The sequence below is a fragment of the Enterobacter sp. SGAir0187 genome (assembly GCF_002952735.2).
GTDB classification, from domain to species: Bacteria; Pseudomonadota; Gammaproteobacteria; order Enterobacterales; family Enterobacteriaceae; genus Enterobacter; species Enterobacter quasiroggenkampii.
The window spans coordinates 1,871,606-1,889,504 of sequence record NZ_CP025034.2; the positions used below are offsets into that span (position 1 = coordinate 1,871,606).

Sequence of the window (17,899 nt, forward strand, 5' to 3'; positions counted from 1 at the left end):
ATCCGGCGTTGTCTGGCAATCAGTAGCTGCTTGCGCTCTTACCGTCGCCGTGACCCAGCGCCTTCAGCAGGCTGGCCAGCAGGCTGGACGCACCGAAGCGGTAGTGACGGGAATCGGCCCAGTCGGCGCCGAACAGTTCGTCGGCAATCGCCAGGAACTGCTGCGCGTCTTCGGCGGTACGCACGCCGCCCGCAGGTTTGAAACCAACGGTTTTGGACACGCCCATATCACGGATGACTTCCATCATAATGCGCGCGCTTTCCGGGGTCGCATTTACCGGTACTTTGCCGGTAGAGGTTTTAATGAAATCCGCACCGGCTTTGATGGAGATTTCAGAGGCTTTACGAATCAGCGCCTCTTCTTTCAGCTCGCCGGTTTCGATGATCACTTTCAGCAGCACGTTTGCCGCCGCACACGCGTCTTTACAGGCCTTCACCAGGTCAAAACCGACCTGCTCGTTGCCGGCGATCAGCGCGCGGTACGGGAACACCACGTCAACTTCGTCTGCACCGTAGGCAATCGCCGCGCGGGTTTCTGCCAGCGCAATCTCGATATCGTCGTTGCCGTGCGGGAAGTTAGTGACGGTTGCAATGCGCACGTCCGGGGTGCCCTGCTCTTTCAGCGTCTTACGGGCAATCGGGATAAAGCGCGGGTAGATACAAACGGCTGCGGTATTACCCACTGGCGTTTTCGCCTGATGGCACAGGGCGATGACTTTCTCATTGGTGTCGTCATCGTTCAGGGTAGTCAGGTCCATCAGTTTCAACGCGCGCAGGCTGCTTGCAGTTAAATCGGTCATAACATTCTCCAACGGCAGTGCCGTATAAATTTTACCTTGCGGGTCTGTGAGTATTCTAACATCCACCCGCATCCACACTTCGACATTCATCACAGTTAATGAAAACTGCGTACAAATTTGCATTACTGTAATGAGATCTTCTTCAAACTTTAGCGCGCACATTGCCGACTAAAGCAGCAATACCCCCTGTGGGATCAAATGCGCCAACAGGCAGGCTTTCTACAATCCGTTCATCATCCGCAGAACATTCAAGGAAGCGAATATGCCTCACTCCAGCCCCGACGCCCTGCAGCAACGTTGCCAGCAGATTGTGATAAGCCCGGTGTTAACCCCGGAACAAAAACGTCATTTTCTGGCGCTGGAAGCGGAAAACAACCTGCCGTATCCGGCACTTCCTGACGCTGCGCGCGCCGCGCTGGACGAGGGGTTTATCTGTGACATGTTCGAAGGCCATGCGCCTTACAAACCCCGTTACGTTCTGCCGGATTACGCAAAATTTCTGGCTAACGGTTCAGAATGGCTGGAGCTGGGGGGGGCAAAAGATCTCGACGATGCCCTCTCGCTGTTAACCATCCTCTATCATCATGTTCCGTCCGTCACATCGATGCCGGTCTATCTCGGCCAGCTTGATGCGCTGCTGCAACCATATGTTAGAATTCTAACACAAGAAGAAATCAATAGCCGAATAAAACGTTTCTGGCGCTATCTTGACCGTACGCTGCCGGATGCCTTTATGCATGCCAATATCGGGCCGGAAGATACGCCCATCACTCGTGCCATTCTGCGTGCCGATGCAGAGCTGAAGCAGGTCGCGCCGAACCTGACCTTTATTTATGATCCAGAGATCACCCCGGATGATTTACTGCTCGAGGTGGCGAAAAACATATGTGAATGCAGCAAACCGCATATTTCTAATGGCCCGGTGAATGATAAAATTTTCACAAAAGGCCGTTATGGCGTGGTGAGCTGTTACAACTCCCTGCCGCTGGCTGGCGGAGGCAGCACGCTGGTACGCCTTAACCTCAAGGCCATTGCTGAACGCAGCACATCCATTGACGATTTCTTCACCCGCACGCTCTCGCACTACTGCCAGCAGCAAATCGCCATCATCAATGCCCGCTGCGATTTCCTGTATCAACAATCCGGCTTCTTTGAGAATAGCTTCCTGGTGAAAGAGGGGCTGATAGATGCCGATCGGTTTGTGCCGATGTTTGGCATGTACGGCCTGGCAGAAGCGGTAAATGTGCTCTGTGAGAAAGCAGGGATGTCTGGGCGTTACGGAAAGGATGAACAAGCTAACGCGCTGGGGTATCGCATCAGCGAACAGCTTGCGGCGTTTGTCGAAAACACGCCGGTGAAGCACGGCTGGAAGCAGCGCGCGATGCTCCACGCGCAGTCGGGGATCAGCTCTGATTCAGGCACCACACCGGGCGCACGCCTGCCCTACGGCGATGAGCCGGATCCCATCAGCCATCTGCTGGCCGTTGCACCACACCATAAACACTATCACTCTGGGATCAGCGATATTTTAACGCTGGATGAGACGGTAAAACGTAACCCGCAGGCGGTGGTCCAGCTCTGCCTGGGTGCGTTCCAGGCGGGGATGCGCGAGTTTACCGCCAACGTCGCGGGTAACGATCTGGTGCGCGTCACCGGGTATATGGTGCGGCTATCGGATCTGGAGAAATACCGGGAAGCAGGGTCGAGAACGAACACCACGTGGCTGGGGGAAGAAGCCGCACGCAATACCCGCATTCTGGAACGTCAACCGCGCGTGATTAGCCATGAACAGCAGATGCGCTTTAGTTAGTCAGGTCATTCCTTTTTCCTGCGTGGACGGGCCGGGCAGCCGCCTGGCCCTGTTCCTGCAGGGCTGCAACCTGCGCTGTAAAACCTGCCACAACCCGTGGACGATCGGCCGCTGCAACGACTGCGGGGACTGCGTGCCTCACTGCCCGCACGACGCGCTGACCATTCAGGCCGGGCGCGTCTGGTGGCAGGAGAGCGACTGCCAGCAGTGCGACACCTGCCTGCACCTGTGTCAGCAGCAGGCAACGCCTATGGCGCACCGCTTCAGCGTGGAGGAGATCCTCACCCAGGTCCGCAAATCCGCACCGTTTATCGAGGGGATCACCGTAAGCGGCGGTGAAGCCACAACGCAATTACCGTTTTTAGTGACGCTGTTCACCGCGATCAAAACCGATCCCGCCCTGCGTCATCTAACCTGTCTGGTCGACAGCAACGGTTTGTTAAGCGAAGCCGGCTGGCAAAAGCTGCTGCCGGTACTGGATGGCGCGATGCTGGACCTGAAAGCATGGGGGAACGAACACCACCGCTTCCTGACCGGGCGCGACAATCCGCAGATCAAGCAGAGCATCCGCTGGCTGGCAGATCGTAATCGTTTAACGGAGCTCCGCCTGCTGGTCATTCCGGGGCAGTGTGATTACCTGGAACATCTGAAGCCGCTGACGGCGTTTATCCACGGGCTGGGAAACGTGCCGGTACGCCTCAACGCGTTTCATGCGCATGGCGTGTACGGTGAGGCAGCGTCATGGCGCAGCGCCACGCCGGAAGACGTTGAACCGCTGGCGCGGGCGCTGGAAAAACATAGGATAACGGTGATCCGCCCGGCGCTTTATCTATAGCGTGATGCCAAATACCGACCGCGTATTTTCCAGCAGCGCATCGGCAATCACCTCTTCCGGCTCCTGTCGCAGTTCACACAGGATGGTGAACACGCGCGCCGCCTGTTCCGGGCGATTCGGCTGTCCCTGAAAACCATTTAGCGGCATATCCGGCGCGTCAGTTTCCAGCAGAAGCGCCGACAGCGGCAACTGTGCCATCACGTCACGGGTTTTACTGGCGCGCGGATAGGTGATGGTGCCACCCACACCAATTTTGTAGCCCAGTTCAATGAAACGCTGCGCCTGCTGCAGGCTGCCGGAGAAACCGTGCACGACGCCCCTGCGCGGCAGATCGATGCGTTTCAGGTGCATCGCCAGCTTATCGTGCGTGCGTCTGGAGTGGAGGATCACCGGCAGATCGTGACGCTTCGCCAGCCTGAGCTGCGCGTCGAGGATCGTCTGCTGGCGCTCAAAATGCGGATCCTCGCGATAAAGATCGAGGCCGATCTCCCCGATGGCGACAAGCTTGTCCCCTGCGGTCTGCAGGATCTCATCAAGTCTCTCAATGTGCTCATCACGATGCCGCTCAATCACGATCGGATGCAGGCCGAGCGCCGCATAGAGCGCAGGGTGACGCGTGGAAAGATCCAGCACGCGGGAAAAGTAAGCCGCTTCCACTGACGGCACAATAATGGCCTGAACGCCTGCGTCAGCCGCTTTCGCAATACTGTGTTCTTCATCTCCCGTAAACGGTGGGAAATCAAAGTGGCAGTGGGTATCGATAAAGCGGTGCATCACGCCAGATCCTCGTTATCCAGTAAAGCGTCATTCGCCTGCGGAATGTCTACCAGGGGCACCGTCAGAGCATCGTTGGCGACAATCGCAGGCGGCGTAATAATGCGTTTATGGCGATGAAGCGGCGGCTGCTCTGCCAGCATTTTCCCTACCGTTGCCAGGAAGTAGCGCCCGCACAGCCGTCCCGTTTTGTAATCCATGCGCAGCGCTGGGACGCGGCTGCCCAGGGCCATGCTCAGCAGCGGCTTAGGCGGATAAATTTCAAAAATACGCAGCTTACCCGGCGGTTTTTCAATGAAGCGCTGCATTGCGCCGTAGGTGGTTTCATGCTGCTTCGCGATGTTCACCAGCGGCTGCAGGCTGCTGTCGCCCAGCCAGCGCTCCATCCGCTTAAACCACTGTGGGGTGTAATACATTTGCGACGGTACGGTACGGATCACCACAATGGTTTTCGCCCCGCGACGGGCGGCTTCCTGCACCGGCACCGCGTCACTGATCCCGCCGTCCAGATAGCTAATGCCGTCCAGCAGCGCACCGGTACGATAAAAACCGGGAATGGCGCTGGAGGCGCGGATGATGTCCAGCCAGTTCTCCTTCTGCGGAGAAAAATAGCCCGGCGAATAGTCATCCCCCCGGCTGGCGCACATCCAGAATTCTTTACCGCTATCAAACAGGCGGGCCGCGGTGTCCATGGCCAGCGGCATCTGGCTGGAAGTTGATTCCAGCAGCCAGTCGAGGTCGATCAGGTTACCGCCGCGCACAAAGCGCACCGGATTAAAAAATTCTTTCGCCGTGGTGTAGCGCATGATGACCTTTCGCGCGTAGCCGGGCTGGTTACAGACATAGGCAGAGAGATTCTGCGCCCCGGCGGACGTGCCGAAGTAAAGGTCAAACGGGTTGAACTGCGCGCGCATAAATTCGTCCAGCACGCCAGCGGTGAAAATGCCGCGCTGTCCGCCACCCTCGCAGACCAGCGCGAGTTGACCTGCGCGAAACGGTTTTAACGTCAGCGGCGCAATGTTGCCGAGCGTAACGGGAATTCGTTGCCCCACCTCTGCTTTCCTGTTTTGATTATTTTATAACACCACAGTAACGCACCCGACCTGTTACGCAAATAAGAAAAAGCCAGTCACAGTGACTGGCTTTATTTTGTTGACGGAATATTGCGTTTGCTACGGACGTCGACGCCCCGTAAACAGGCTGACCAGGAACAGAATAATACCGACAACGAAGACAATTTTAGCTGCCCATGCCGCTGTACCTGCCAGTCCACCAAAGCCCAATGCGGCGGCAATTAACGCGATAACCAGAAATATAATGCCCCAACGAAACATAAGCTTCTCCTTTACCATAGTTAATGTCGGCCGCTAAACGTGAGCGCTCAGGTCACTCACCGGCGTTTTTCCAGAGTCGTTCTTATATCGCCCGCAGGTTTTAGCCAGACGGGCGAATGGTCCAGATTTACTTCGTTTTCAGATCGTTTTTAACGCTTTTCACACCATCAATCGCTTTCGCAATGGACTCGGCACGTTCACTTTGCGCCTGCGAATCTACCGTACCGGAAAGCTGAACCACACCATCGGTGGTTTCCACTTTCACCTTACGGGACGGCACGATGTCATCTGCTAAAAGTTTAGCTTTGATTTCGCTGGTGGTGGCTGCATCACCGGCATAACCTTTCACCGACGCGTTTTTGCCGTCACGGACGTGCAGTTTATCGCTAACGGAGGCAACGCCTTCGACGCCTTTCGCCACTTTCACCGCCTGCTCTGCCTGAGCCTGGCTTTCAACAAAGCCGCTCAGGGTGACCACTTTTTTGTCGGTCTTAACGGAAATATCGGTGCTCTTGATGGCTTCATCATCCACCAGTGCGGCTTTCACTTTTGCTGTGATTGAGCTGTCATCCATGAAATTGCCGACTTTATTCATAGAGCTATCGATTTTTTGCCCTGCGCTGTCAGCCGTGGATTGTGCTTTATCCATGGTGCTGCTTTCCGCCAGGGCGGAGCCGCTCACCAGAACGCTACCCAGTGTTACAGCCAGCAGAGTTTTAGAAATCTTCAGTCTTGTCATATTCATCGATCTATTCCTGTGTTGACCCGTTATTCGGGCTACGTACTTCCTTAGTAGTGATATATATTGCGAATAAACACGCGGACAAAATGGATAACCTAAAGCCATGCATTGAACAGTTAATTTATCCACACCCGGTGTTAAACACTGAGTTAAATATAGATCACTCTCACAGAGCCGCTTTCAGAATTGGGTAAAAAATGGACGAATAGCGTGAAATTGCGTTGAATTAAGAACATTCCGCAAGGGATTAATAAGACAGGAATAAAAGAAGAGCACGGCGAATACCGTGCTCTGAGAGGGGATTAGTGCTCGCGCGTTTTGCGGAACTGAACGTCCGGATAACGTTCCTGCGTCAGGTTCAGGTTGACCATTGTTGGCGCAATATAGGTCAGGTTATCGCCGCCATCCAGCGCCAGCTGAACTTCATTCTTACGCTTAAATTCTTCGAATTTCTTCACGTCAGAACACTCAACCCAGCGCGCGGTCGCGACGTTCACCGATTCGTAAATCGCTTCCACGTTGTATTCGCTCTTCAGGCGCGCAACCACCACGTCGAACTGCAGCACACCGACCGCGCCAACGATCAGATCGTTGTTCGCAATCGGGCGGAACACCTGCACGGCGCCCTCTTCGGAGAGCTGAACCAGGCCTTTCAGCAGCTGTTTCTGCTTAAGCGGATCGCGCAGACGAATGCGACGGAACAGTTCCGGCGCGAAGTTCGGAATACCGGTGAACTTCATCATCTCGCCCTGGGTGAAGGTATCGCCGATCTGGATCGTACCGTGGTTGTGCAGACCGATGATGTCGCCCGGATAGGCTTCTTCAACGTGCGAACGGTCGCCCGCCATAAAGGTCAGCGCGTCGGAAATCACGACATCTTTACCGATGCGCACCTGGCGCAGCTTCATGCCCTTCTCATACTTACCGGACACCACGCGCATAAAGGCCACGCGGTCGCGGTGTTTCGGGTCCATGTTGGCCTGAATTTTAAAGACGAAGCCGGTGAACTTCTCTTCCTTCGCTTCCACTTCGCGGGTGTCGGTTTTGCGCGGCATCGGCTGAGGTGCCCACTCCACCAGACCGTCCAGCATGTGGTCAACGCCGAAGTTACCCAGCGCGGTACCGAAGAAGACCGGGGTAATTTCGCCGCTCAGGAACAGCTCTTTGTCGAATTCGTGAGACGCGCCCTTGACCAGCTCCAGCTCGTCGCGCAGCTGCGCGGCCAGCTCTTCCCCGACCGCCGCGTCCAGATCCGGGTTGTCCAGACCTTTAACAATGCGCACTTCCTGGATGGTGTGGCCTTTACCGGTCTGATACAGGTAGGTTTCGTCTTTATAAAGGTGATACACCCCTTTGAACAGCTTACCGCAGCCAATCGGCCAGGTGATTGGCGCACAGGCGATCTTCAGCTCGTTTTCCACTTCATCCATCAGCTCCATCGGATCGCGGATGTCACGGTCGAGTTTGTTCATAAAGGTGAGGATCGGCGTATCGCGCAGACGGGTGACTTCCATCAGCTTACGGGTCCTGTCTTCTACACCTTTCGCGGCGTCGATCACCATCAGACAGCAGTCCACCGCCGTCAGGGTACGGTAGGTATCTTCGGAGAAGTCTTCGTGACCCGGGGTGTCCAGCAGGTTCACCAGGCAGTCGTGATACGGGAACTGCATCACGGAGGTGGTAATCGAAATACCACGCTGCTTTTCCATCTCCATCCAGTCGGATTTTGCATGCTGGCTGGAGCCACGGCCTTTAACGGTACCCGCAGTCTGGATCGCCTGTCCGAACAGCAACACCTTCTCAGTGATGGTCGTTTTACCGGCATCGGGGTGCGAGATAATGGCAAAAGTGCGGCGCTTGGCCACCTCTTGCAGATAAGGAGACAACGTCATAATTAAATCTTCTTTTATAAGCGCGGCAGCACGCCACGCATCATGGAATACAAAATTGCGGCTATTTTACCCATCAACGGGGGGCAGGCAATCATTGTTTACACAGGAGTTGCTCCAGTTCGTTCAACGACGTCACGGTCCAGGTCGGCTCGATGCCGTCAGGCTTCTCACGGCCATGCGCATTGAGCCACACGGTCGACAGACCGGCCTTCATGCCGCCCAGAATATCTGACTCTGCCGTATCCCCCACCATCAGGACACGATCGCGGTCGGGATTGCCGGCCTGCGCCAGCGCGTAGTCGAAAATTCGCGGATCCGGCTTCGGCACGCCAACCTCTTCCGAGATCACCAGCGCGTCAAAATGATCGCGCAGGCCGGTACGCTCAAGGCGGATCTGCTGCAGGGCGGTAAAACCGTTAGTGATGATCCCCAGTTTCACCTTACCTTTCAATGCATTCAGCAGGGAAACCGCGCCCGGCAGCGGCGCACAAATATCGGCCATGGCGTTGAGGAAAGCCTCGTTCAGCGTTCCCGGACTGACCTTTAAGCGTTCCGCCCAGACGTCAAAGCGCTGGTGCTGAAGCTGTAACGCGGTGATGGCACCGTTCTGGTAATCCACCCACAGCGGTTTGTTGACCGCCTGATAGTCCTGAAAATCTTCAGCGGTGAAGGTTACGCTATAGTCGAGAAACATCCGCTGCAGGCCACCGAACGAGTCGAACGTAAACAGCGTTTCGTCGGCATCAAAGAAAATCCAGTCCCATTTCATCGTTACAACCTTATTTTTTATTATCCAATCGGCAGAGCCATTATGATGGCGTCTTCACGTCCCTCTGCGGTGGGGTAGTAGTTACGGCGGATTGTCGCCTCGTTAAAGCCTAAGCTTTCATAGAGCGCGATGGCGGCGACATTCGACGCGCGCACCTCCAGCCACAGGGTGAAAACGTCACGGGTTTCGAGCTCACGGATGAGGTGCTCAAGCAGTTCTCTTCCCAGCCCACGGCGCTGAAACGCGGGATCAACCGCGATATTAAACAGCGTCGCCTCATCAAGAACAACCTGCGTGATCGCGAAAGCGGCCATGGTGCCGTCAACGTCCAGGCGGTAGTTCAGATACCGTTCGCCCTGATTGCTGGCGAAGGTTTTTTCGCTCCACGGAAACGCGTGGGCGCGTGTTTCAATCGCGAACGCTGTGGACAGGTCAGGCGTCGTGAGGGAAGAAATCGTGTTCATATTCGCAGATTTGTTGCCATAGCGCGCTGCGCGCTTTTGGGTTGGCTTTCAGTTCGTCCAGCGCTGGCGAGCAGATCTGGCTCCCCTGGAGAGGGATCTCATTTGTCTCTCCGATACGCCAGCTGTTACAGCGGCTATCAGGAGGCAGCATCGCGACACGCTCTGGCGTCAGCGGTAAAACCTGGTCGGCCGTCAGCTTCAGGCTGCGAAGGACATCATCGATCAGGGGTTCATTCAGGGCAGGCAGTTCTTCCGCCACCATCACCAGACGAACGTGCGCCGGGATGGAGATGGCGATTTCGCCCTGCAACGCCGTCGGGCGACGCAAAGCCCACTGGGTGATGCCCAGTTGCTGCAACTGCCAGTCTCGTCGGGATGTCATAGGGAAAACTCCTGTCTCTCAGGCGCGCAAATATAGCAAATGTGTCGAAAGTGCGCCATCTACCTACTATAATCCCCGCCTGAGTTTATTGAGGAACAATTCATGTCTGCATTTACCCCGGCAAGTGAAGTCTTGCTGCGTCACAGTGATGATTTCGAAGAAAGCCGTATTCTGTTTGCCGGAGATATGCAGGATGACCTGCCCGCGCGTTTCGACTGTGCTGAAAGCCGTGCCCACACCCAATACTACCACCACTGGCAGGTGCTGAGCCGCCAGATGGGCGAGCGCGCGCGCTTTAGCCTGGTGGCAGAGCAGAGCGATATCGCCGACTGCGATACGCTGATCTACTACTGGCCGAAGAATAAACCGGAAGCCCAGTTCCAGCTGATGAACCTGCTCTCCCTGCTGCCGGTCGGCTGCGATATTTTCGTGGTCGGTGAAAACCGCAGCGGCGTGCGTAGCGCTGAACAGATGCTGGAAGACTACGCGCCGCTGAACAAAGTCGACAGCGCTCGCCGCTGTGGTCTGTACCATGGCCGTCTGGAAAAACAGACAACGTTTGATGCGCAGGCATACTGGGACGAGTACCAGCTTGACGGCCTGACCATCAAAACGCTGCCGGGCGTGTTCAGCCGGGATGCGCTGGATACGGGCAGCAAGCTGCTGCTTTCCACTCTGACGCCGCATACCAAAGGCAAAGTGCTGGACGTGGGCTGCGGCGCGGGCGTGCTCTCTACCGTGCTCGCCAGCCATTCGCCAAAGGTGCGTTTAACCCTGTGTGACGTGAGCGCCCCGGCGGTTGAAGCCAGCCGCGCAACGCTTGCCGCAAACGGTATTGAAGGCGAGGTGATTGCCAGCAACGTCTTCTCCGACATCACCGGTCGCTTCGACATGATCATCTCTAACCCGCCGTTCCACGACGGTATGGAGACCAGCCTGGAAGCAGCACAAACGCTGATCCGTGGTGCTGTCCGTCACCTCAACAGCGGCGGTGAGCTGCGTATCGTCGCGAACGCCTTCCTGGCGTACCCGAAAGTGCTGGATGAAACCTTTGGCTTCCACGAAGTTATCGCCCAGACGGGTCGCTTTAAGGTCTACCGCACCGTGATGACGCGTCAGGCAAAAAAATAATTCGCCATACAATATAGGCCGGATAAGCGACAGCGCCATCCGGCAAGCAGGTGTCGCAATTCCGTCCATTTTTGCAGCAATCAATAAAAGGCGCGCACTTTTCTGTTGACGTAAAGCTGAAAACATCTAGAATGCGCCTCCGTGGTTACGATACTTTTACAGTATCGATGGTATGCGAAGGTGGCGGAATTGGTAGACGCGCTAGCTTCAGGTGTTAGTGTCCTTACGGATGTGGGGGTTCGAGTCCCCCCCCTCGCACCATAAATCACGATGATATTGCTCGCACTGGGCGAAGGTGGCGGAATTGGTAGACGCGCTAGCTTCAGGTGTTAGTGTCCTTACGGATGTGGGGGTTCGAGTCCCCCCCCTCGCACCAACGAGGCGATATCAACATAGCAATAAAGAGTAAGATGACTGTGCGAAGGTGGCGGAATTGGTAGACGCGCTAGCTTCAGGTGTTAGTGTCCTTAGGATGTGGGGGTTCGAGTCCCCCCCCTCGCACCAATAATCTTACAACCCCTCTGAATATCTTCTTTTCCCTGTTATTTCAAACTCATCAGTATCACCAGAATTTCGCTGACCAGCGCGACACACGATGGCAGTAAAACAAAGTGACGCAGTTGCTTATGCCAGATCATGCCTGACGTAACTAACAGTCCTGACACAATGATGGCTTTCCAGGTATCAAGAGAGAGATCGGCAAACGTCAAAACGCCGAGAATGGCTCCCGGTAGCAATACCCCCCAACCGCTGCCCAGCGCCCTGTTCAACATGATCTGCCCTCCATCAACGATAATGATAACCAATATCATATGACAGAGATTATCATTTGTCAGCTGAATGAATCAAAATCCATCGACCTTTACCTTTCCCGTAATGACAGGAATTGCCTAAGGTGATAAATTGCGCACCTGTTAACAACGTCTAAAGATTTTCTGATAATTACTCTTTGCGCTTTTTGCATATTTTATTGCGAAACGACATCTATTTATTTGTTTTAATTAAATTTTAATAAAAACACACGACTATGACATCACAATCCTGGCGGTCTTTGGTTCACAGAAAATATCAATTATCGTTACGTTTATTTTTATTTCTGAACGCAACCTCGGCAGTGTTCTCGGTAACAAACCCGCTCAATTCTGTACGCCTGTTTTCCGCCCCTCTGATTGCTATTTTCTCCATCAGTACCGGCCTGTTCATCTGGCACTGGAAAAAGCGCGCGCGGAAGATAAATATTCCTGTCGTTTCAGGGATCTTCGGTATTTTGTGGGCCTGGCAAATTGTCTCCAAATTCGCCTTAATTACCCACGATCATGCGACGTATTTGTTAATCGCCCTTTTAACAGTGCTTTTTATCGGCACGCTGGCGTTCGCCAGTAATATCAAAGCCTTTACGCTGCATTCACTGCCCACCTTTATTGTCTGCCTGTGGTTAAGCGATCACGATATATGGCTGAGAATGACCTATTCTTTCGCACTTCCTGTGGTGGCAATTGCTATTCATAACATATTGCAAAGACGCAACGACCGTTTCGCTCAGGAGCTGCTCTCTCGCCTTCTGGAAGAACGAGAAACCCTTACCGATCTCAGCATGATGGACCCCCTTACCGGGCTCTATAATCGTCGCGGTCTGCAAAGCCGTCTGGAGAATCTGCCCACGGTAGAAAATGGCGAGCACTTTGTTCTGCTGATGGATATCGACCACTTCAAAGCCTATAACGACCATTACGGCCATATGATGGGCGATCAGGCGCTGAAGCGCGTCTCTGCAGCAATCCGCGATGCCGTGCGTTCTCGCGATATTGTGGCGCGTTTTGGTGGGGAAGAGTTTATGGTGCTGCTGACCAACATTTCACTCGAACACGCCCGCCAGACGGCCGAGCGGATCCGTCAGAAAGTCTATGATTTGAAAATCCCGCATCTGTTTAACGAAAGCGTCGCGACAAACGTCACCATCAGCATTGGTATCGCCATTTTCGAGGATGAAGACGTGGAAGGCGCGCTGGAAAAAGCGGACAAAGCCCTCTATGAAGCAAAGCATATGGGACGCAATAACATTCTGTTAAGTGAAGAGATTCAGACGGCGTAGACATAACGGCGATGTCACCCGGACAAAAGTCTTGCCATTGGTATGAGCAATAGTTAGGATTGGCAATCATTATCATTTAGATTTCTATCTATACTATGGCCACGCATACTGCACACATCGTCGAACCTCTCCTCTGGCGAGCGCCGCTCACCAGCGGGAATGCTTCGCTTGCAGATGCGATACGGGACAAAATTGCGGAAACGCGCGCCCACCTGCTGGACTTTATCCGGCTTGATGAAGCGCCCCCGTCCCATGCGATGACACTCTCAGAGTGGCGACAGCCGTCAAAGCTGCAATCGCTGCTGGCCACCTATTCCGACCATATCTATCGCAATCAACCCACCCTTACGCGGGAAAATAAACCCCTGCTCTCTCTCTGGGCGCAGTGGTATATCGGGTTGATGGTGCCGCCGTTCATGCTGGCGCTGTTAACACAGAAGAGCATGCTGGAACTCTCGCCGGATAATTTCCATGTTGAGTTTCACGAAACCGGACGTGCAGCCTGCTTCTGGATTGATCTCCACGAAGACCATAGCGCTGAACGCCTGACGGCTCAGGAACGTATGGAGCAGCTCATCACCCAGACTCTGATCCCGGTGGTGGAAGCGCTGGAAGCGACGGGAGAGATTAACGGGAAGCTTATCTGGAGCAATACGGGCTATTTAATCCACTGGTATTTAACGGAAATGAAGCCGCTTCTCGGTGATGAGAACGTTGACGCCCTGCGTCAGTCCTGTTTCTTTGCAAAACAGCTTTCCGATGGCCGTGACAACCCGTTGTTCCGAACCGTCGTGCTCCGTGATGGGCTTCTGGTTCGTCGCACCTGCTGCCAGCGCTATCGCCTGCCGGACGTTAAGCAGTGTGGGGATTGCACGCTGAAGTAGAGCAGTGAATTGCCCGGTGGCGCTTCGCTTACCGGGCCTACAAAAACAGAAAACGGCAACCTGCGTTGCCGTTTCGTTTTTACCTATGCCACCTGTTGATTGTCCTCTTCCGCGCTACGCTGCGCTTCTTCCGCTTCCTGCTCCAGCAGCTGCTTCTCATACACTTTGAAGAACGGGAAGTAGATGATCGCCGATACGCAGGCCAGAACCACAACCAGAATAGCCGCGCGGAAGTCCCAGCCCAGGGCCCACGCTGCCCCAATCGGCGCCGGTGCCGTCCAGGGAACGACCGAGATGACGCGCCCAATCAAATCAAACGTCATTGCCGCCCACGCCAGCACGGCGTTAACCATCGGTGCCAGCAGGAACGGAATAAAGAACACCGGGTTCATCACGATTGGCGTACCGAAAATGACCGGCTCGTTGATGTTAAAGAAGCTGGGCACCACGCTCAAACGGCCAATAGAGCGTAAATGCGCTGAACGACTGCGCAGATAGCAAATCACCAGCCCCATCGTGGCTCCCGACCCGCCAATCACGATAAAGAACGTCCAGAACGCCTCCATGAAGATATGCGGCAGAGGCTGGCTGGCGGCCAGTGCGGTCTGGTTAGCGCCCAGGTTAGTCAGCCAGAACATCTGCAACATTCCGGAGACGATGGCAGCGCCGTGGATCCCGGCGAACCACAGCAGATGACCAATCAACACGGCCAGCAGGATCGCAGGCAGGGAATCCGCCGCGGAAACCAGAGGTTTAAAGACCGACATAATGGCCTGCGGGATCAGCATGCCGAACTGAGACTGAATCACCAGGCTCAGAGGATAGAGGGTCACCACCACTACCAGCACCGGGATCAGCAGATCAAAAGAGTTTTTGATCATCGGCGGGACCTGGTCCGGCAGGCGAATGCCGATGTTATGCGCTTTGAGGAAACGCATCATCTCAACGCAGTAAATCGCTACCAGAATCGCGGTAAAAATGCCCGTCCCCCCCAGACTGTCGACAGGGAGCGTGCCTTTGGTTTTGGGTGCCGCGACCAGCAGAAACGCCATCAGCGACAGCATGGCGCACATAAACGGGTCCAGCTGATGAGATTTGACGTAGTGTTTGCCAAGGTTATAGGCAATAGCCGCACAGATATAAATGGACATAATGCCCATTGTCATATCAAACGGCGTCAGGATTTGGCCTTCAAACTGCTTCGCCATATCCAGCCAGGCGCGGGCGAAACCCCAGGTGGTATCAGGCGAAAAAGGTGGGTAAGCGAACACTAACAAAAACGAACCCACAATCATAAATGGCATCGCGGAGATGAACCCGTCACGAATAGCCATAACATGACGCTGGGACGAGATCCGCCCGGCTATCGGGCTGACGTAATTTTCGACGAAACGGAATATCAGGTTAAACGCAGCATGGTTGGCAGACATGGCAGATCTCCTGTCAGATGTTTGTTACGGGCACATACGCGCCGCACGTTGTTCCATACATCAGCTTCACAACCTTGCTGGCTTGCCAACCAGCGGTACTGCTCAGACGAAATGGTTTCATATTTGGCTCTTATTATTGGATACAGGGGACGTTACGTACTCAGTATTAATCTACGCTTCCCGCTCTGCAACCGGTTACTGTAACCGGTTTCTGTGATTGTGAAGAGGATCCAGAAATCAGCCGTTTGGGATATTTGTTACTTAAGAGATATTTACAGAGCATAATTTCTTATGACAGATTACGCAGGATATTTGTCAGGAGGAAACAATGAGTTTGCAGTCTGTACAGCAGTTTTTTGCCGACAACGCGCCGGATATAGACGTTATTGAGCTTAGTCAAAGTACTGCTACCGTTGCGTTGGCTGCTGCCGCCCATCGTGTCGAGCCGGGACAAATCGCCAAAACCCTGTCACTCAAGGTTAAAAATGAGGTGATTCTGGTCGTGGCGAAAGGCGATGCGCGTCTGGATAACAAAAAACTGAAAGACACATTTGGTGCGAAAGCGCGCATGCTCAGCAGTGATGAAGTGGTGACCATCACCGGTCATCCCGTTGGCGGCGTATGCCCGTTCGGGCTGGAAAACCCGCTCGCGGTATATTGCGATATCTCTTTAAAGCAGTACGCCGAAGTGCTGCCTGCCGCAGGCGCAATTCACAGCGCTGTGCGCATTTCACCTGACAGAATGGCAGAGCTGACTTCCGCAAAATGGGTGGATGTCTGTATCTGATTGACGCGCCAGAGCGTATCTGGCGCGCAAAAAACGGTTTATAAAAAGGTGGGCGTGAGGAGAGTCAAACATTGCGGCTCTCTTGCAGGAAGATGCGTAATAATATCTGCCGCATCGAGTAACCCTACGTCTGAATTCACGCCCAGTTTCACCATCGCATTAAACTTATGTGCCCGGATGGTCTTAATATTCCGTTCAAGATGTGCCGCGATTTCAGGGATGGAATACCCGCAGGACATATAACGCAATATTGCCCGTTCTGTGGGGCTTAGCATCCTGTTTTGACTCCGGTACCAGTGATTCAGCATATTGTCATTGATGCGCAGCGTTTCACTCAGCAACTCCACGAGTTCCTTCTGCAGATGCTCAAGCGTCACCGCTTTACTGACGACACCGTGCAGGCGCGATGGCGAAAGATGGCTAATTAGCCGTGCTTCCATTTCGTCAGCAACCAAAATGATGCGCTGGATATGACCGTGCGTAAACGCAAGATCCCGCAGGTGCGCCAGACAGTTGCGACGCTCCTCTCGCGCATCGGAAAGGGAATAGATCAGCGAGAAAAAATTAACGTGACGAAGTGCAGTCTTAAAGCTGTCAAATTCACTAAACAGGTGTAGCTGATAATGGCTCAGGCCGGGCATCGCAAAAAGATGCTGTAGCCCGACAGCCGTCATCGTGCAACTTTCGATGATGGCGATATGTCTTGTGGAATCGGTTTTTTCCATTCCTCGAACTCTCCATAGGCTGACAACAAACTCAGCTCTCTCATTCCCTGTGCACTGTTGATCCAGGCGTACATATCCGCATTGCTGCGTAATGAAAGCCGTCGCATCGCACTGTTTTTCTGCGCACTGATGGTTTTATTGCTCTTCTTAAGCAATGTGGCGATTTGGTTAATTCCCCATCCTTTCCCTAACAGACGCAGGACCTTACGTTCGGAGTGCGTAAGCGCGATAACGTATTCGTTTTCATCCTCCGTGCCCTGAGGCTCCGGGGTTAATAACGTCTGGCTTATCCGCTCTGCCCGCTCACTCCCTGCCCGAATCGCGTTAACCACGCCTTCAATGGGCTCCATATCAGAAAGCAACGTACTTTCCGGGCGCATAAGTAACTCAACCGCAATAGGGTAAAGCGGACGCGAGACTAAAAAGATCCAGTGAATGTCCCGGTATTGATTCAATAAACTGTAATATTCTTCAAGCGCCCCCCGAGGATTCCTGTATTCGCCTGAAATATCGGCAATAATGACGTCCGCGCGGCGTAACTGGAGCAGCGTTAATTCCTGCAATGAGCGGCAATAGCTCAATTCAAAATCGGGGAAATGACGTGCCATCACGCCCCCTAACCCGTTTTGCATCACGGGCATCCGGCTAATGACAACGCCATGCTTACCATGCAATGACAACATAGACCCTCCGTGTCCATTTTTCATTTGATGAGTAACGTTAAAACACATCAACGTATGACTCTTTCGTCCCTGAGTGTAAGACTGGTTAATACAAGCAGAAGATGAGATGTATGCTTAGTTTAAGAAATGCCTAAACAGCAGTAATATCTCACAAAGCGAAATAAAATTTAATTGTGGAGTCATTAAAATAACGACAATTTAAAATTAGAATAACTAAATACAAATATTTTATATTTTGATATTAATAATTCACGGCATTAATAAATTAATCCCGGCCCCTTTCACGGCACCGCCTGCCACTGTTTGCACAAACCTTGATCTGGCCCACAGCAAGAGGGACTGCACTTTGTGCTAAAAGTACTCATT

19 protein-coding genes and 3 tRNA genes are annotated in these 17,899 nt (G+C 53.7%); 9 read left to right on the plus strand and 13 right to left on the minus strand.

Annotated features, from left to right (window positions below; all coding sequences use genetic code 11):
• Positions 1-19: 19 nt before the first annotated feature.
• Positions 20-799 carry a deoxyribose-phosphate aldolase gene (gene deoC, locus CWR52_RS08975; protein ID WP_003856543.1) on the minus strand — a complete coding sequence of 260 codons (780 nt, stop codon included), beginning with the start codon at positions 797-799 and terminating at the stop codon, positions 20-22.
• Positions 800-1,061: 262 nt separating this feature from the next.
• Between deoC and CWR52_RS08980 the strand changes: the two genes are divergently transcribed.
• A complete protein-coding gene (locus tag CWR52_RS08980) occupies positions 1,062-2,609 on the plus strand; it encodes a YjjI family glycine radical enzyme (RefSeq protein ID WP_104949439.1) in 1,548 nt (515 codons plus the stop codon).
• Complete coding sequence (locus tag CWR52_RS08985) at positions 2,584-3,444, plus strand: YjjW family glycine radical enzyme activase (RefSeq protein ID WP_104949440.1); 861 nt, start codon at positions 2,584-2,586, stop codon at positions 3,442-3,444. The genes CWR52_RS08980 and CWR52_RS08985 overlap by 26 nt, the downstream gene beginning before the upstream one ends.
• Here CWR52_RS08985 and CWR52_RS08990 read toward each other — a convergent pair.
• The 8 genes from CWR52_RS08990 to CWR52_RS09025 form a co-directional block, all read right to left on the minus strand.
• Positions 3,439-4,221, minus strand: coding sequence for a TatD family hydrolase (locus CWR52_RS08990; protein WP_104949441.1), 783 nt, complete (start codon positions 4,219-4,221; stop codon positions 3,439-3,441). The genes CWR52_RS08985 and CWR52_RS08990 overlap by 6 nt on opposite strands.
• Positions 4,218-5,270, minus strand: a complete 1,053-nt coding sequence (locus CWR52_RS08995) for a patatin-like phospholipase family protein (protein WP_008502074.1) — start codon at positions 5,268-5,270, stop codon at positions 4,218-4,220. The genes CWR52_RS08990 and CWR52_RS08995 overlap by 4 nt, the downstream gene beginning before the upstream one ends.
• Positions 5,271-5,390: 120 nt before the next feature.
• Entirely contained in the window at positions 5,391-5,552 is a 162-nt protein-coding gene (locus tag CWR52_RS09000) for a DUF1328 domain-containing protein (protein WP_003856556.1), read from the minus strand.
• 127 nt (positions 5,553-5,679) lie between these two features.
• Positions 5,680-6,297 carry a molecular chaperone OsmY gene (gene osmY, locus CWR52_RS09005; RefSeq protein WP_008502075.1) on the minus strand — a complete coding sequence of 206 codons (618 nt, stop codon included), beginning with the start codon at positions 6,295-6,297 and terminating at the stop codon, positions 5,680-5,682.
• Between the two features lie 299 nt (positions 6,298-6,596).
• The gene (gene prfC / locus CWR52_RS09010; RefSeq protein WP_008502076.1) at positions 6,597-8,186 is read right to left on the minus strand and encodes a peptide chain release factor 3; all 1,590 of its coding nucleotides are present in this window, start codon (positions 8,184-8,186) and stop codon (positions 6,597-6,599) included.
• A 91-nt stretch (positions 8,187-8,277) separates the two neighbouring features.
• Positions 8,278-8,955, minus strand: coding sequence for a pyrimidine 5'-nucleotidase (gene yjjG, locus CWR52_RS09015; protein WP_045907737.1), 678 nt, complete (start codon positions 8,953-8,955; stop codon positions 8,278-8,280).
• A 20-nt stretch (positions 8,956-8,975) separates the two neighbouring features.
• Entirely contained in the window at positions 8,976-9,419 is a 444-nt protein-coding gene (gene rimI, locus CWR52_RS09020; RefSeq protein ID WP_008502078.1) for a ribosomal protein S18-alanine N-acetyltransferase, read from the minus strand.
• Positions 9,388-9,801 carry a DNA polymerase III subunit psi gene (locus tag CWR52_RS09025; RefSeq protein ID WP_024908270.1) on the minus strand — a complete coding sequence of 138 codons (414 nt, stop codon included), beginning with the start codon at positions 9,799-9,801 and terminating at the stop codon, positions 9,388-9,390. The genes rimI and CWR52_RS09025 overlap by 32 nt, the downstream gene beginning before the upstream one ends.
• 102 nt (positions 9,802-9,903) lie before the next feature.
• Here CWR52_RS09025 and rsmC point away from each other — a divergent pair, with 102 nt between their 5' ends.
• The 4 genes from rsmC to CWR52_RS09045 all read left to right on the plus strand — a co-directional run bounded on the left by rsmC (position 9,904) and on the right by CWR52_RS09045 (position 11,436).
• Positions 9,904-10,932 (plus strand): 16S rRNA (guanine(1207)-N(2))-methyltransferase RsmC, encoded by a 1,029-nt coding sequence (gene rsmC, locus CWR52_RS09030; RefSeq protein ID WP_104949442.1) that lies wholly within the window; start codon positions 9,904-9,906, stop codon positions 10,930-10,932.
• 174 nt (positions 10,933-11,106) lie between these two features.
• Positions 11,107-11,193, plus strand: a tRNA-Leu gene (locus CWR52_RS09035).
• A 28-nt stretch (positions 11,194-11,221) separates the two neighbouring features.
• Positions 11,222-11,308, plus strand: a tRNA-Leu gene (locus tag CWR52_RS09040).
• Between the two features lie 42 nt (positions 11,309-11,350).
• A tRNA-Leu gene (locus tag CWR52_RS09045) sits at positions 11,351-11,436 on the plus strand.
• Positions 11,437-11,474: 38 nt separating this feature from the next.
• Here CWR52_RS09045 and CWR52_RS09050 read toward each other — a convergent pair.
• A complete protein-coding gene (locus CWR52_RS09050) occupies positions 11,475-11,705 on the minus strand; it encodes a DUF1435 domain-containing protein (RefSeq protein ID WP_104950903.1) in 231 nt (76 codons plus the stop codon).
• A gap of 254 nt (positions 11,706-11,959) precedes the next feature.
• On the opposite strand from CWR52_RS09050, the gene CWR52_RS09055 reads away from it, so the two are divergent.
• Both CWR52_RS09055 and fhuF read left to right on the plus strand, forming a co-directional pair.
• Positions 11,960-13,024, plus strand: coding sequence for a GGDEF domain-containing protein (locus tag CWR52_RS09055; protein WP_104949443.1), 1,065 nt, complete (start codon positions 11,960-11,962; stop codon positions 13,022-13,024).
• A 95-nt stretch (positions 13,025-13,119) separates the two neighbouring features.
• Entirely contained in the window at positions 13,120-13,908 is a 789-nt protein-coding gene (fhuF, locus tag CWR52_RS09060) for a siderophore-iron reductase FhuF (protein WP_104949444.1), read from the plus strand.
• Positions 13,909-13,991: 83 nt separating this feature from the next.
• Here fhuF and CWR52_RS09065 read toward each other — a convergent pair whose 3' ends face one another.
• Positions 13,992-15,338 (minus strand): PTS sugar transporter subunit IIC, encoded by a 1,347-nt coding sequence (locus CWR52_RS09065; protein ID WP_045907731.1) that lies wholly within the window; start codon positions 15,336-15,338, stop codon positions 13,992-13,994.
• Positions 15,339-15,666: 328 nt separating this feature from the next.
• Between CWR52_RS09065 and CWR52_RS09070 the strand changes: the two genes are divergently transcribed.
• On the plus strand, positions 15,667-16,125 hold the full coding sequence (locus CWR52_RS09070) for a YbaK/EbsC family protein (RefSeq protein WP_008502085.1): 459 nt from the start codon (positions 15,667-15,669) through the stop codon (positions 16,123-16,125).
• A gap of 38 nt (positions 16,126-16,163) precedes the next feature.
• On the opposite strand, the gene bglJ is transcribed toward CWR52_RS09070, so the two are convergent.
• Positions 16,164-16,799, minus strand: coding sequence for a DNA-binding transcriptional activator BglJ (bglJ, locus tag CWR52_RS09075; RefSeq protein WP_104949445.1), 636 nt, complete (start codon positions 16,797-16,799; stop codon positions 16,164-16,166).
• On the minus strand, positions 16,796-17,533 hold the full coding sequence (locus CWR52_RS09080; RefSeq protein WP_104949446.1) for a helix-turn-helix transcriptional regulator: 738 nt from the start codon (positions 17,531-17,533) through the stop codon (positions 16,796-16,798). Before CWR52_RS09080 ends, bglJ begins: the two co-directional genes overlap by 4 nt.
• Positions 17,534-17,899 lie beyond the last annotated feature (366 nt).